The sequence below is a fragment of the Rothia dentocariosa ATCC 17931 genome (assembly GCF_000164695.2).
Lineage (GTDB): Bacteria > Actinomycetota > Actinomycetes > Actinomycetales > Micrococcaceae > Rothia > Rothia dentocariosa.
In genome coordinates, this window is record NC_014643.1 from 1,256,892 (window position 1) to 1,270,706 (window position 13,815).

At 47.1% G+C, this 13,815-nt stretch carries 14 protein-coding genes, 3 tRNA genes and 2 pseudogenes; 16 read left to right on the forward strand and 3 right to left on the reverse strand.

Annotation, left to right across the window (positions count from 1 at the left end):
- Positions 1-79 precede the first annotated feature (79 nt).
- The 4 genes from HMPREF0733_RS05485 (at position 80) to HMPREF0733_RS05500 (ending at position 2,253) form a co-directional block, all read left to right on the forward strand.
- On the forward strand, positions 80-1,483 hold the full coding sequence (locus tag HMPREF0733_RS05485; protein WP_013398392.1) for an FAD-dependent oxidoreductase: 1,404 nt from the start codon (positions 80-82) through the stop codon (positions 1,481-1,483).
- Between the two features lie 410 nt (positions 1,484-1,893).
- Positions 1,894-1,966, forward strand: a tRNA-Glu gene (locus HMPREF0733_RS05490).
- A gap of 67 nt (positions 1,967-2,033) precedes the next feature.
- Positions 2,034-2,107: transfer RNA gene (locus tag HMPREF0733_RS05495), tRNA-Asp, on the forward strand.
- Between the two features lie 73 nt (positions 2,108-2,180).
- Positions 2,181-2,253: transfer RNA gene (locus tag HMPREF0733_RS05500), tRNA-Phe, on the forward strand.
- A gap of 231 nt (positions 2,254-2,484) precedes the next feature.
- Here HMPREF0733_RS05500 and HMPREF0733_RS05505 read toward each other — a convergent pair.
- Positions 2,485-3,137, reverse strand: a pseudogene (locus HMPREF0733_RS05505) (transposase); the annotation flags it as partial.
- 581 nt (positions 3,138-3,718) lie between these two features.
- Here HMPREF0733_RS05505 and HMPREF0733_RS11290 point away from each other — a divergent pair.
- The 7 genes from HMPREF0733_RS11290 to HMPREF0733_RS05545 all read left to right on the forward strand — a co-directional run bounded on the left by HMPREF0733_RS11290 (position 3,719) and on the right by HMPREF0733_RS05545 (position 8,971).
- Positions 3,719-5,284, forward strand: coding sequence for a hypothetical protein (locus HMPREF0733_RS11290; protein ID WP_218564871.1), 1,566 nt, complete (start codon positions 3,719-3,721; stop codon positions 5,282-5,284).
- 8 nt (positions 5,285-5,292) lie between these two features.
- Positions 5,293-5,784, forward strand: coding sequence for an Imm6 family immunity protein (locus HMPREF0733_RS05520; RefSeq protein ID WP_004190956.1), 492 nt, complete (start codon positions 5,293-5,295; stop codon positions 5,782-5,784).
- Between the two features lie 14 nt (positions 5,785-5,798).
- Positions 5,799-6,257 carry a hypothetical protein gene (locus HMPREF0733_RS05525; protein ID WP_223314003.1) on the forward strand — a complete coding sequence of 153 codons (459 nt, stop codon included), beginning with the start codon at positions 5,799-5,801 and terminating at the stop codon, positions 6,255-6,257.
- A 60-nt stretch (positions 6,258-6,317) separates the two neighbouring features.
- Positions 6,318-7,004, forward strand: coding sequence for a hypothetical protein (locus HMPREF0733_RS05530; RefSeq protein WP_013398398.1), 687 nt, complete (start codon positions 6,318-6,320; stop codon positions 7,002-7,004).
- 404 nt (positions 7,005-7,408) lie between these two features.
- Positions 7,409-8,068: a hypothetical protein gene (locus HMPREF0733_RS05535; RefSeq protein ID WP_013398399.1), complete on the forward strand. Its 660-nt coding sequence runs from the start codon at positions 7,409-7,411 to the stop codon at positions 8,066-8,068.
- Positions 8,061-8,501, forward strand: coding sequence for an NADAR family protein (locus HMPREF0733_RS05540; RefSeq protein WP_041321673.1), 441 nt, complete (start codon positions 8,061-8,063; stop codon positions 8,499-8,501). The genes HMPREF0733_RS05535 and HMPREF0733_RS05540 overlap by 8 nt, the downstream gene beginning before the upstream one ends.
- On the forward strand, positions 8,501-8,971 hold the full coding sequence (locus HMPREF0733_RS05545) for a hypothetical protein (protein WP_013398401.1): 471 nt from the start codon (positions 8,501-8,503) through the stop codon (positions 8,969-8,971). The genes HMPREF0733_RS05540 and HMPREF0733_RS05545 overlap by 1 nt, the downstream gene beginning before the upstream one ends.
- Before the next feature lie 118 nt (positions 8,972-9,089).
- Here the strand turns inward: HMPREF0733_RS05545 and HMPREF0733_RS05550 are convergent.
- Positions 9,090-9,812: pseudogene (locus tag HMPREF0733_RS05550) on the reverse strand (ISL3 family transposase); the annotation flags it as partial.
- A gap of 269 nt (positions 9,813-10,081) precedes the next feature.
- Here HMPREF0733_RS05550 and HMPREF0733_RS05555 point away from each other — a divergent pair.
- Positions 10,082-10,318 (forward strand): hypothetical protein, encoded by a 237-nt coding sequence (locus tag HMPREF0733_RS05555; protein ID WP_013398007.1) that lies wholly within the window; start codon positions 10,082-10,084, stop codon positions 10,316-10,318.
- A 323-nt stretch (positions 10,319-10,641) separates the two neighbouring features.
- A complete protein-coding gene (locus HMPREF0733_RS11550) occupies positions 10,642-10,938 on the forward strand; it encodes a transposase family protein (protein ID WP_080556867.1) in 297 nt (98 codons plus the stop codon).
- A 198-nt stretch (positions 10,939-11,136) separates the two neighbouring features.
- Here the strand turns inward: HMPREF0733_RS11550 and HMPREF0733_RS11255 are convergent, their stop codons facing one another.
- Positions 11,137-11,307 (reverse strand): hypothetical protein, encoded by a 171-nt coding sequence (locus HMPREF0733_RS11255; RefSeq protein WP_169310258.1) that lies wholly within the window; start codon positions 11,305-11,307, stop codon positions 11,137-11,139.
- A 93-nt stretch (positions 11,308-11,400) separates the two neighbouring features.
- On the opposite strand from HMPREF0733_RS11255, the gene HMPREF0733_RS05560 reads away from it, so the two are divergent.
- From HMPREF0733_RS05560 to HMPREF0733_RS05570, 3 genes are read left to right on the forward strand one after another with little or no spacing between them, the layout of a single operon-like run.
- A complete protein-coding gene (locus tag HMPREF0733_RS05560; RefSeq protein ID WP_013398404.1) occupies positions 11,401-12,306 on the forward strand; it encodes an ABC transporter ATP-binding protein in 906 nt (301 codons plus the stop codon).
- A 1-nt stretch (position 12,307) separates the two neighbouring features.
- Positions 12,308-13,000: an ABC transporter permease gene (locus HMPREF0733_RS05565; protein WP_013398405.1), complete on the forward strand. Its 693-nt coding sequence runs from the start codon at positions 12,308-12,310 to the stop codon at positions 12,998-13,000.
- A complete protein-coding gene (locus tag HMPREF0733_RS05570; protein WP_013398406.1) occupies positions 12,997-13,743 on the forward strand; it encodes an ABC transporter permease in 747 nt (248 codons plus the stop codon). The genes HMPREF0733_RS05565 and HMPREF0733_RS05570 overlap by 4 nt, the downstream gene beginning before the upstream one ends.
- Positions 13,744-13,815 lie beyond the last annotated feature (72 nt).

Here is a 13,815-nt window from a genome sequence, read left to right on the forward strand (position 1 = left end):
GCTCAGGCATGACCGCTAAAATAAGCAAGGATGTTAAGGCTAAGCTCGCCCTATGGGTGAACTTTGAAAGGAAAAATACGTGTCTGAAGCTGCACGCCCGTTGCGCGTTGCCGTTATCGGTGCGGGTCCTGCGGGTATCTATGCCGCCGATCTGCTCACCAAATCTGAGGAAGTACGCTCTGGAGCCGTTGAGGTTTCTATCGACATTTTTGATCGTTACCCCGCGCCCTTTGGGCTCATTCGCTACGGTGTGGCGCCCGATCACCCGCGCATCAAGGGCATTATCACCGCCCTGCACAAGGTACTTGACCGCGGTGATATTCGATTCTTTGGCAATGTCGAATACGGTAAGGATTTGAACCTTGTCGATCTGCGCGAGCATTATGACGCCATTATTTTTGCGACCGGTGCTATTTACGATGCGCCCCTGCCTATTGAGGGTATCGACCTGGATGGTTCCTATGGCGCCGCCGATTTCGTCTCGTGGTATGACGGTCACCCCGATTACCCGCGCACCTGGCCGCTGAACGCGAAGGAAATCGCGGTGCTTGGTAACGGCAACGTGGCGCTGGATATTGCGCGTGTGCTCTCCAAGCATGCCGATGATCTGCTCGTCACCGAAATTCCCGAGAACGTGTACGAGGGGCTGAAATCTTCGCCCGTGACCGATGTGCACGTCTTTGGCCGCCGCGGCCCCGCGCAGATCAAGTTCACCCCCTTGGAGCTGCGCGAGCTCTCTCATTCCCGCGATGTCGATATTGTGCTCTACGAAGAGGACTTCGAGTTCGACGAGGCTTCGGATGAGGCTATTCAGACGAATAACCAGGTTAAGACCATGATGAAGACCCTCACCACCTGGCTTACCGACCAGGAGGAGGGCGAGCAGACCGCTTCGCGCCGCCTGCACCTGCACTTCCTGCAGTCCCCGCACGAGATTCTGGGCGAGGACGGCAAGGTTGTGGGCATCCGCATGGAACGCAATAAGCTTGACGGTAAGGGCGGTATCGAGGGCACCGGCGAGTTCGTGGACTACCCCGTGCAGGCCGTGTACCGCGCGATCGGTTACTTCGGATCTGAGCTGCCCGAGGTTGGCTATGACGCTGATAAGGGCGTGATTACTAACGTTGAGGGCCGTGTGGTCGATGAAAATGGCGAGCACGTGCCCGGCCTGTACGCTACCGGGTGGATTAAGCGCGGACCGGTGGGTCTGATTGGCTCCACAAAGGGCGATGCACTTGAAACCATCACCCACCTGTTGGAGGACCGCGAGAACCTGTACACCGCTCCCGAACCGGATGCTGACACCTTCAGCGATTACCTGGATTCTAAGGGCATTCGCTATACCACCTGGGAAGGCTGGCACCGTCTGGACGATCACGAAAAGGCGCTCGGTGCAGCATCACAGGATGCGAAGGGCGAGCCACGTGAGCGTGTGAAGGTTGTTGACCGTGATGAGATGATTCGTATTTCGCGCGGCGAGTAATAGCTGTACGCAACGATTTTCTGCGGTACATGAGCCGCAATGAAGAATCCCCGCCGGGTCTTCGGCACAGCCCGAAACCGGCGGGGATTTCTTGTATCAAAATCATGGTGTGCGCGTGCGCGCGGCATATTCTACGCCTTTTTGCTGAACCTGTGTAGGGGATGCGCGGCGCTTACCCGGTCATTTCGTGCTGTTTGCGGGGGTTATTCAGAAAAATTTTGAGAAATTTCTGGTGACTATAAAATACCTTCTGACTAGTAACTATGTAGGTGAGCAGGGTATCTTAGAAGGGGGAGTGCGGCGGGTATGAAGAAGTTTTTGAAGAATCCGGCTTGCACGGCTTAAAAATCTGTCATAGACTAGTTGAGGTTCGAACGACGGGATGAAAAGAACCCGTTCGCATCGACTGGGCCCCCATCGTCTAGCGGCCTAGGACGCCGCCCTTTCACGGCGGTAGCACGGGTTCAAATCCCGTTGGGGGTACTTGCAAATCCTCAGATTTGCAAAGCCATGTTGAAGAAGCAGATTATACCCCTGCCGAATCCAACAAGGCCCCGTAGCGCAGTTGGTTAGCGCGCCGCCCTGTCACGGCGGAGGTCGCGGGTTCAAGTCCCGTCGGGGTCGCTCTGGCCGCGTGATTCAGGTGAAGAAATTCATCACGAAGACGCGGTCGTTGCGTATCTGCTTCGATGCGCAAGGCTCTGTAGCTCAGTTGGTAGAGCGTGCGACTGAAAATCGTAAGGTCACCGGATCGACGCCGGTCGGAGCCACAATCCGCCCTCCAGGCTTCTACAGTGGGGGCGGATTTTTTCTTTAACCGCGCCCTGCTCTCAAGCCTGCGTATTCTATGAGGGTTATTCATTAGGGGCGTGACGCCCCAACCGCCTAACCACTTTTCACCACACAGAAAAACAACGACCCCTCACCTCGTACCGGAGAGTGTTCTCGGTGGTGCGGGCACTGTTTTTCTGGATACAAAACCACCCAAATAAATAACCCTCATCGTAGTAGGGACTAAACATGTCCATGGTAATGACTTTCACGCGACTTCTTACCTGTCTAGAATACCGAAGGAAATGATTGCGAATAGTTGCTTGAGTCCGTCCATCTAGGATAGCTAGGATCTTTCTTGTATCGTAGTCCTGTGCAATAAAGCTCATCTTTCCTTTCTTGAAGCTATATTCATCCCAACTCATGTGTTCTGGAAGGTTGTTAAGATCAGTCTTAAATTTGAATTTATGTAACTGACGAATGACTGTCGAAGTGGAGACAGATAAACTTTCGGAGATAGCTGTCATAGGGACTTTCTCAATCAATTTTTGAGTGATTTTCTGTTTGACGATGGTTGCGATCTGGTGATTCTTCTTGACTAAGGAAGTCTCTGCGACAGCTATTTTCCACAGTCTTTACAGCGGAAACGGCGTTTTCTCAATCGAATGAGAGTCTTGTAGCCAGCACATTCGAGGTAGGGGATTTTGGATTCTTTTTGAAAGTCATATTTAGCCATTTGTCCTTGACAGTTGTGACATTTAGAGGCAGGATAATCGAGCTTAGCAATGACTTCTTTATGCGTTCCAGCATCAAGATAATCTAAGATAATAATATTTTTGTCATTCATTCCAAGTATGTTTGTGATAAAATTTAATTGTTCCATAAGATTCTTTCTAATGAGGGTTTGGTCACTTTTTCATTATAGGTCTTATGGGGTTTTTTCTACAACAAAATAGACTCCATAATTCCTACAGTGGTTTTACCCACTACAGAAATTATAGAGCCTAAAAAAGACGCTCCACTTACTCATAAGTGGGGCGATTTTTCTCTTTACGCCGTTTGGCTTCTCATTCCAGTTTTGCCCAATTAGTTCACATACTTACACCACCACGGAGCACTACAGTATTTCAGATATTGTCAATAGCGACAAGACCCCGATACCCGCCGCCAAGGAACTCTACGATGCCAAACTCAAGCTGGCAAAAGAAGGCTTGGCGAAGATTGAGAAAGAAGATCATGAGAAGTACGAAAAGCTCAAGGGTTTGAGCGACCAACAACTCATGGAAGCTATGTTTCCGACGCAAGTCGGCGAGTATGAGCGGGCGCGCTCGACTTGGAAGGAGAACAACAAGGGCTGGTTGCAGTGGGTTGAAATTGATAGCAGTGGGTGCCATTATCGCGGGGAGTGTCCTGAGCGGAGGAACACTCGCTCCTATCCTTATCGGAGCAGGGACAGCTTACCTGGTGGCAGATAGCGGTTATCAGGCGGTTAGCGGGGAGACCATTTCGGGGAAACGGTTGACTGACGGGGAGCGCATCTGGGCAGGTGTGGACCCAGTCTTGACGGCAGCGACCGGTGGCTTTGCGACCTATGCCAGCGTGCTTGCCAAGACAGGGAAAGCCGCAACGACGACGGTACAGACGGTCGGCAAGGTTGTCAATTATGCCGATGATGCCAATGACATCGCTCATACGGTGACCGCGATGCAGGATGACCCCTTGGGCGCAGCACTCCAATTTGGAATAGGGCGTGCGATTGGTTATGGCTCGAATGTCTTAGGCAATAAAGCCCGAGCAAGATTTGGCAAGGGTGGCAGTGGAGCTGATGTGGACTTGCCAAGTAGTGGGAAAGGTGTGGATCTGCCAGCAGGCAATGCAGGCTTGAAGACCCATGCGGACACAGATGTGGATCCGTCTACGCTTGGTACAGGCAAGAAGCCAAAACCAGAGATTCAGACGCCTCAACATCAAGAAATACCAAGCCCAAGCAAGAAGCCAGAGCTTGATGTGACGAAGACAAGCAAGCCTGAGATTGACCGTGCAAGCAGTCCAGAGATAACTGGTCCAAGTAAGAAGCCAGAAATTGATACCACTAAAACGGCGAAACCCGAGATTGACAATCCAAGCCGTCCAGCGGTGGATAAGACCAACAGCAAGCCGAGCGAGATTGATACAGGCAAGACGGTGAAACCGGAGGTCAGCCAAGCTCGTCCGAGCGAGGTGGCGTCACCAAACAGTCGTCCAAAAGAAGTGGATGTGACCAAGAAGCCAGACATTGAAGTCAGTCGCCCAGCCGAAGTCAATCCGACCAAGATTAAGCCAGAAATGGAAACCAAGGTCAAACCGGACATTGACGCTGCGGCAGCTAGTGCTAGTGCCGTTCCGAAGGTCAAGGCGCAAGAGCCCGACCTCCCCAAAGCGGGACAACCCGAAGTCACCCCTGACGCTGGCAAGAAAGTGCAGAAGCCAGAAGAGGTGGATACCGAAGCCACTAAGGCTGGGAAGGTTGAGGAGGAAGATACAAATTGGGGCCCAGATGAAATTTCGCGTTTACGAGAGGATTGGGGAGTTCCAGAAACTGACACACTTGCTGTTGCAAAAACAGATATAGAAGGTCTAGAAGACATAGTATTTAAAGGAGGCTCTCCAAGAGTTAGAAAAGAAGCTGGTCTAGATGATTTAGATGTGTTAAAACCAGATAGAGCGATTAAAAGTTCTGGTAAAATTGCGTCTGCGACTCGTCATGCCGAGGAAGATGTGGCAAATGAGTTCGTTGAAGCTGTGGAAAAAGCAGGTTTATCAAACGAAGAAGTTAAGGGAGTCTTACACTTGTATCAATCAAATCCAAGTGGAGTATATCCTACTTGTTTAAGTGGTTTAGGTAATCCCGATAAGGCATCTGGAGTAATAAAACAACTAAGTGAAAGATACCCAAATTTAAAGATAAAAGTATCTTCCAATCAAGTTGAAGGTGTCCGAGTGACAGGAAGATCAAACTTTACTGTTCAAAACGGGAAATATGTTGATTGAGGTGAAAAATGGAAAATTATAAATTAGCAAACTTCATGCAAATCTTGACGGAGTGTTTACCGTCATATTTGAAGAAAAAGGAAGATATTGTTTTTGTCAAAAAGACGCTTGAGATGACGCAAGATTTTCTTTTGGATAAAGAAACGGTGTCTCCTGACGCTTTATATGACCGCTTGGAAAATATAAACGAGGAAGATATTCTTACTTATTTTGACCTTGACAAAGAAAGTGCTCCGTCAGTCTGGGTCTGCATAGCAGACTTTGTGGCTTATATCTGTAAATTAAGCTACGACGAAAGTGGCGAAAAGTATCTACCCGAGACGATTGAAGCGGTGGATGAAGCGACCTTAACAGAGTTTTTTACTCAGTACAAGGAAAATCTTTCTCTGTTTTCAGATTTGTCAGTGGCGGCTACGACTGCTTTGCAGGAGAAAGAAGTTGATTTGACAGACGAAGCTGTTCATACCTATTATGTACAGTTGTTTGGAGATGATAAATAATCATGGAGTTAAATTTGATTGTTAAACAAGTTCTGCTTGATATTGACTTCATCAACCGCTATGAGGCCTTATCAAAAGAATATAGTCCGGAGAAATTAAGAAATAAAACACCGTTAAAATATCTTGACGGTGAGTTAGTTATGGATATGATTTCAGAGGCTGGCTATATTCCCGGTTTTGACCCCAAAGAGAAATTTTTTAAATTTTATGAAAAGATAGAAGATTATCGGTTCGGTCTGCATATTGTACTTTATAATGGAACAGTAGAGCTCATTTGGGCTGTTAAAGATAAAGAAAAATCAATTGCAGGCATGCCGTGGGGAATTTATTCCAGATTGATGATTGATCCAGACTATCGTATCAAAATGCCCAATTTCAGTGACTACGACGAATTGGAAGATATTTTAAAAACAGCTTTTACGATTTATGAGGATTTCAAACAAGTCTTTTTAGAAGTCGCAGAAGTAAAATAGAGGTCAAAAGAGGGCAATCGTCCTCTTTTTTGCTATACTGGTATCAGCGGGGTGGAGTAGATGATAGATAAAATAGATTTTTTAAACGAATATAGTTTATCTAGTTCAAGTGTAGAAATTGTGACGGATGAAAGCCAAATTGTAGAGACTCCAATTCCAAATTTTTGGAAAGAAGCACTTTTGTCAGATAGTTTGGAAGAAAGAAAAGAAAAAATTCTTTCAGTGTGGAAAGAATATTCTTCTTCTGATTTGCGAAACACAATTTCTTATTTAGGCGATTATTTAAAAAATATAGACTTGATTTGTTTAGACGGCGAATATTCGCTTTTGTATACGATTTTGACTTACCAAACAGGAGAAGAAATCTATTATGAAGGGAAGCAACCCGTTACAGCTGAGGTGCTGAAACAAAAGTTTGGAGAAAACGCACCAACTATAAAACAATCAATAGCAGATTTCTATACTCATATCCACAACGGTTTTTATGATTATACAAGTAAAAGCATGGGGATTGATAACCTTAAAAATGTGAACTCTATGGCAGATTATGACTGGGAATATTTGCAACAGTTAGACATAGATTTAATCCCACTTTATAATTTTTTCAGTAACGGTATGGGGGAATACGTTGTTTTAGACATCGAAAATGGAAACACCTATTTATGGTCGTCAAGAGAACTTCCTAAAAGGCAGTCTGACTTTTGGGCTTTGGTAGACGAATGGATTATAATTGGATTAGATTTTTAAAACAGAGAGTATAATTTGTTGGTACCCTAAATGTTAATCAAGAAAAGTATAACATTTGGGGTATTTTTGTTATTCAATACAATTTACCTTGACATCTTTTCATCTTATGCTATACTAATTTTATTACTTACTGTCTTTATCTGATGATATAAAAAAGGACATGGATAAAGTAAATACCATGCTTACAGCAGGTGATTTTTCGGTTGAGGAAGACCCCAAATATTTAGAACGGGTAAAGTTGATTTTTGATGAATAGTGTAATAGCAATAAGTTCTAAAAAATTAAAAGAAAAAATTGAAAGAGCTAAGGGGGATGTAGCGAATGCCCAGAGAGACGGGGAAGTCTTAATCAAGGGTGCCATTCCACCAGAGTATTTTCATTTTATCGAATAGAAGGATAAACTAATGAACGAACAAGAAATTCATCATTTACTTTACGACATTCCAGAGAATGTTGATTATACGGATATTCCGCAGGAGCTGGATTTAGAAGATGTTCCTAAAGAAAGAGTTGATAAATTACGAGATTTACTCCATTCAGATGATTTGGCAGTGCGTTTTGATGCTGCATTGCTATTGACAAATTGGGGGGTGGAAGACGGTCTGAATACTTTGATAGACTTGTTTGAGAAAGGAGAAACGAAGGGATTTATCCCTCATCATCTACATCCTTATGATGACACCAACAAACATATTTTAGATGCGTTAATTGGCTATTGGGCGAGTCAAACTGATTTACATAAAGAACAAGAAGCTCGTAAAAGGATATATCCTACGATTATTTCAATCATTAAGCAAGCAGTACATTCATCTTATAGTATTGCGCAAATTGGTTTTTTAATAAAAAAAGATTTAGATATTCATAAAGAAGTTTATACAGAATATATCCCAGTTTTAGAGGACTTTTTGACAGCTATTATTGACGATAAAGAGAGGAACTATTGGCGCATTCATGACGCTCTTAAGTTGCTTTTAGAGGTTGATGAACCTTTTGTTCAGAAAATCTTGACTGAAAAAGGCAAAACATTGGCTGATTTTGGCTTAGATGGAGAAGAAAATGACTGAAATTAAATTTTATCGGGTAAATGATGCTTATGGCTATCTGTCGAATTTCGCTCCCTACCCTTTTGAGATAAATGGACTAATCTGGTCAACTTCGGAGCATTATTTTCAAGCTCAAAAGTTTTTGGACAAAGCTATTCAAGAAAAAATTCGCCGCTTGAAGTCACCAATGGACGCTGCTTTAGAGGGGCGCAATCGAGAAAATCCCTTGCGTTCGGACTGGGAAGTGGTAAAGGATGACATCATGAGGTTAGCTGTTTTTGAAAAATTCCGCCAGAATCCTGCAATTAGGAGAGAGCTATTAGCGACTGGGCATGCTACTTTGATTGAACATACGAAAAATGATAACTACTGGGCGGATAATGGTGACGGGACTGGTAAAAATATGCTGGGAATTATTCTCATGGAAACGAGAAAAAGGCTGAAAGCAGAATAATGGAAATAGATCCACAAGTCAAGCAGGCTCTGCTTAATATTGACTTTATCAAACGCTATGAGGCTTTATCGAAAGAGTATGATTTAGAAAGATTGGGTGATAAAACTCGATTGAAATATCTTGACGGTGAGTTAGTTATGGATATGATTTCAGAGGCTGGCTATATTCCCGTTTTTGACCCCAAAGAGAAATTTTTTAAATTTTATCAAGAAATAGGCGATTATACTTTTGGTTTACATTTCATCCTCTACAATGGAACGGTTGATTTTATTTGGGCAGTAACTAAGGGCAAACAAGTGCTTGCGGGAGCCCCTTGGGGTGTTTATTCTAAGCGACTAATTGACCCTAGTTATCGTATCAAAAAGCCGATTTTCAGTGACTACGACGAATTGGAAGATATTTTAAAAACAGCTTTTAAGATTTATGAGGATTTCAAACAAGTCTTTTTAGAAATTGCTGAACAAAAATAGATGTCGAAAGAGGGCAATCGCCCTCTTTTTTGCTATACTGGTATCAGCGGGGTGGAGTAGATGATAGATAAAATTGATTTTTTAGGCTCTTTGTCAACTGTAGTGGGTTGATAAAAAGTTACAACCTGGAGAGGACCAAATTGGTTCTCTCCTTTTTGATATTCAAAGCAATGAGAATTCTCGTTTTAAAATTTTCAAAGTTCCGGAAGCCAAAAGCATTTCGCTTAATGACTTTGATGAGGTTATTTGTGGCCTCAAGTTTTGCGTTTGAGTAGGGAAGTTCAAGTGCATTAATGATCTTATCCTGATCCCTCAAAAAGGTCCTAAAAATGGTCTGGAAGATAGGATTCACAGAAGAAATGGACTCTGTGATCAATTCAAAGAAATAGTCAGCGTGCTTCTCTTGAAAATGAAAGAGTAAAAGCTGATAGAGTTCATAGTGATCTCTAAGATCTTGAGAGTAAGAGAGAAGTTTTTCGAGAATCTCTTTATTGGTTAAATGCGCCTCAAATGTTGGATGATAAAATCGTTTACTGCTCAGCGTATAGTTATCCTGTTGAATGAGTTTCCAGTAACGTTTCAGTGCTTTATATTCGTGCGATCTCCTGTCAAACTGATTCATAATTTTGATGCGTACGCGATTCATTGCTCGACTGAGATGCTGGACAATATGAAAGCGATCGAGAACGATTTTAGCATTTGGAAAAAATTTTCTAGCAATATCGTAGTAGGGACTAAACATGTCCATGGTAATGACTTTCACGCGACTTCTTACCTGTCTAGAATACCGAAGGAAATGATTGCGAATAGTTGCTTGAGTCCGTCCATCTATGAGGGTTATTCATTAGGGGTGTAACACCCCAACCGCCTAACCACTCTTCACCACACGGAAAAACAACGACCCCTCACCTCGTACCGGAGAGTGTTCTCGGTGGTACGGGCACTGTTTTTCTGGATACAAAACTACCCAAATAAATAACCCTCAATGAGATAGGAATGGTCAGCTCCTCCGTTCGGATGTAGACGTTCCTACAAACGGACAATATACAAATGTTTTCCTTACCCCTATATTTAAGGAATGAAAGCTTTTTCATAAGGAAGGTAGGCATCATGAAAACCGAAAAATCGAAAGAAATTTTCTGGAGCATCATCTCAATTCTCGTAGGCGGAGTAGCCTGGCTAACCATGCAGAATATTTCATGGGGTGTAGTAGACCCCGCGAAAGTCGGTCTCGTATTCGCAGTAATCGGCCTCATTTCGCTTATCTGGGCTCTCTTCAATAAAAACTCCGATAGCTCACGAGCGCACGAGACTATACGTAACGCCAATAGGTCAAAGGAGGATTAAGAAATGACAAACCGGTGGAGCACTCTCAGAATCGATGAAGCCTCTGTCATGCACCTCGGAGTCATAGATACCCCTACTCTAGGTCGCCTGCCGATGCCCTAGCTTCTCGTCGTCCAAGCCCTCAGGAGCTATTCCAACGCTGGGATACGCAACAGTGGAAAATTGCTGACATCGAATTAGAAAAGGACATCCTGGATTTTCATACAAGGGTTCCGAAACGTCTTCGTGAAGAGCTGGAACGCCTTCAAGAGCTATCAATCTGATGGAAAAGCGCTGGTGAAGGTTCTGAAATAGCGCTTACTCAGTTGCAACAAGCACGAGATATGCCAGGTTCACTGGTTGTTGACGGAACTCTAATTCCAACCTGGAACTGGCAATCACTCGGAATAATAAACTTCTCATGCAAACACAAATGTGCTGGTTTCAACCACCAAATCATCTGCACCTTAGACGGGAAATTTTTAGCTATCACCGACCCAGTACGGGGAGCTAGATACGACGTTTATGCTTACCGGTTTCACCAGCTAGAAATATTCCTTGATGAGTACGCTCTGGCAGATAAAGGGTACATCGGGTCAGGGTTACTGATTCCGACTAAACGAAAAGCATTAGTGAGGTGAGAGCAGAGCTGCGGTGAAAGAGAATAAGAGTCGGGTCAATCGGCTGAGGTCGGTGGTTGAGCGGGTCATTGCTCAGGTGAAGACTTGGCGAGTGTTACATACAGGGTTTCGGTATCCGCTGAGCTCCTACGGGATGGTGTTTTTGGTGGCGCGGGCGTTGATTTTCTTTGCGGCTGGGTACCCCTTATGAATAACTTTTTATGTCTTGCGCATTATCTTTTGTACGCCCGCAGCCTTTTTTTCTGCTAAAAGAGCCTTAATTTCAATAAAGAGTATTTTTCGCCGCTTTCTTGAAATCAAGGCTCTTTTTACACCAGGGAAGAGGAGAGCAGCAGCTGGCAGACCGGTAAACACGCCGGTTCGTTTCAATTTCCTGGAATTTCCGTTAGGGTGGAGACGTTGTGTTATTTGCACAACGTCTGTACACACGGCGGCAAAACCGGCGCATACGGAAGAGATCGAATGCCAGCATCCACTCCCCAAGAAACCATACCGTCGAACTCCGCGCAGGCAACACGCACTGCGGGAATCGAATTCTCCCAGGTCACCAAACGCTACGGCGCTAACACCGTGGTCAATAACCTGACTCTGAGCATCCCCGCCGGTGAAACCACCGTTTTCGTCGGTTCCTCAGGATGCGGTAAAACCACCACCCTGCGCATGATCAACCGCATGGTCGAGCCGCAGGAAGGCACGATCACTATTGGCGGTCAAAATATCGCAGACCAAGACCCATACAAGCTGCGCCGATCCATCGGGTACGTCATGCAAAGCGGCGGGCTGCTGCCGCATCGTACCGTGCTTGAGAACGTTATGACCGTGCCCCTGTTGAACGGCACCCCCAAACAGCAGGCGAAAGAACGCGCTCTTGACCTTCTGGACACCGTGGGTTTGGATGCGTCCTTAGCGCAGCGCTACCCGGCTCAGCTTTCCGGCGGGCAGGCACAGCGCGTGGGAGTCGCGCGGGCGCTCGCGGCGGATGCCTCTATTTTGCTCATGGACGAGCCTTTTTCTGCGGTCGATCCGATCGTGCGCACCGAACTGCAGGAAGAACTTTTGCGCCTGCAGGGCGAGCTGCATAAGACCATTGTTTTCGTAACCCACGATATTGATGAGGCTCTATTCCTCGGCGATAATATTGCGGTCTTCGCCCCCGGCGGCAAGCTCGCCCAATATGGCGCCCCCGAAGAGATCCTGACGAATCCCGCTAATGATTTTGTGGAATCTTTCGTTAGCCAGTCCGTGGGTGCCTTGCTGCCTGCCGATGTGATGCGCCAGGTGCGGTATATTCGCCGCGAACGCTACCGCCGCACACGCGAAGCCGCAGTATCGGGCGAGGGCGCCGCATCGACCTCTGGGCGGGGATAGTATGGACCTGTTGTTGGCAGATTCGATGCACTGGGACTGGTTGGGAAATAACATCCAGCGCGTCCTTGATTTGACCCTCAATCACCTGTACCAGGGCATTATTCCGGTACTTGTGGGAACCGCTCTGTCGATTCCGGTGGCGCGGTATGCGAGCCGACGCCGCGCGCGGGAAGACGGCGCGAAAACCTACCGGAGTGGTGCGCACGCCCTGGTGCACGGCTTCGGGCTGCTCTACACAATCCCGTCGATCGCGTTCTTCGTACTCATGCCGCTGATTCTGGGGACCAGCATTATTTCGCCGGTGAACGTGCTTGTGGCGCTTACGATCTACACGATGGCGCTGATGGTGCGTTCCGGGGTAGATGCTTTTAATGCGGTTCCCGAGCATGTGGTGGAGTCATCGCGCGCCCTGGGATACACCCCGGCTCGTGCGTTTTTCACGGTGGAATTACCACTCGCTTTACCCGTGCTTTTTGCCGGTATCCGCGTGGCGACGGTGGCAAATATTGCGATGGTATCCGTGGGTGCGGTTATTGGTGTTTCTTCGCTCGGCACGCTTTTTACCGACGGACTGGCGCGTAGTATACCCGCCGAACTTATCACGGGCGTGGTGCTCAGCGCCGTCCTCGCCTACCTCGCCGATGCGCTTCTTGCCCTCACGGCACGGCGCCTGACCGCCTGGAGGACCGCATGAATGTTATAGAACGTACCTTCGCTTTTCTGGGTGATGGCGTCAACTGGCAAGGGTCTCAGGGCATTTTGGCGCGCACCGTCGAGCATCTGGGCATCACCATGTTTGCGGTTGCGATTGCCCTGGTGATTGCCGTGCCTTTGGGGCTGTGGGCTGGGCATACACGCCGCGGCGGGCACGCTCTGCTGGGGTTTACCGCCGCTTTGCGCGCTCTGCCCGCCCTGGGTTTGCTGACCCTGCTTGCTCTCTGGTTTGGTGTTAACGCGATTCCACCGCTCGCAGTGCTCGTGATTATCGCGGTGGCGCCCCTGCTGGCGCATACCCTCGAAGCCGTGACCGGGATTGATCCGGATGTGGTGGATGCGGCACGCGCTCAAGGCATGACCGAAGGGCAGATTCTTTGCCGGGTTGAGATTCCTCTGGGTCTTCCGGTGTTTATGGGTGGTCTGCGCAGCGCGGTGCTGCAGGTGATCGCGACGGCGACTATTGCCGCCTACATTAATGGGAATAACCTGGGTCGGTACCTTTTTGATGGGCTCGCGGTGCGGGACTATCCGCGTATGCTCGTGGCAACCCTGCTGGTAGCTGTGCTCGCCTTCGTGGTGGATGCGATTATGGCCCTAGCGCAGCGGGCCGTGACCCCCGTTCCATTGCGGGGTGGAGGCGCATCCAAACGTCATGGGCAACCGAAACACGAGAGCGCACTGGATGCGGCAAACTCGCACACGGAAGGGGCACACGCATGAGCCTGGTGCATCGCCGAAACACGAATGATCGTTCTTTTCTTTCCGGAAAGAGCGCGAAAAGCCGCGGAACGG

What these genes read in the sequence shown, in the direction of transcription:
- HMPREF0733_RS05565 (WP_013398405.1), top strand. Translation starts at nt 12,308, where the DNA reads ATGGACCTGTTGTTGGCAGATTCGATGCACTGGGACTGGTTGGGAAAT.
- HMPREF0733_RS05520 (WP_004190956.1), top strand. Translation starts at nt 5,293, where the DNA reads ATGGAAAATTATAAATTAGCAAACTTCATGCAAATCTTGACGGAGTGT.
- HMPREF0733_RS11550 (WP_080556867.1), top strand. Translation starts at nt 10,642, where the DNA reads ATGCCAGGTTCACTGGTTGTTGACGGAACTCTAATTCCAACCTGGAAC.
- HMPREF0733_RS05570 (WP_013398406.1), top strand. Translation starts at nt 12,997, where the DNA reads ATGAATGTTATAGAACGTACCTTCGCTTTTCTGGGTGATGGCGTCAAC.
- HMPREF0733_RS05540 (WP_041321673.1), top strand. Translation starts at nt 8,061, where the DNA reads ATGACTGAAATTAAATTTTATCGGGTAAATGATGCTTATGGCTATCTG.
- HMPREF0733_RS05560 (WP_013398404.1), top strand. Translation starts at nt 11,401, where the DNA reads ATGCCAGCATCCACTCCCCAAGAAACCATACCGTCGAACTCCGCGCAG.
- HMPREF0733_RS05530 (WP_013398398.1), top strand. Translation starts at nt 6,318, where the DNA reads ATGATAGATAAAATAGATTTTTTAAACGAATATAGTTTATCTAGTTCA.
- HMPREF0733_RS05535 (WP_013398399.1), top strand. Translation starts at nt 7,409, where the DNA reads ATGAACGAACAAGAAATTCATCATTTACTTTACGACATTCCAGAGAAT.
- HMPREF0733_RS05545 (WP_013398401.1), top strand. Translation starts at nt 8,501, where the DNA reads ATGGAAATAGATCCACAAGTCAAGCAGGCTCTGCTTAATATTGACTTT.
- HMPREF0733_RS05555 (WP_013398007.1), top strand. Translation starts at nt 10,082, where the DNA reads ATGAAAACCGAAAAATCGAAAGAAATTTTCTGGAGCATCATCTCAATT.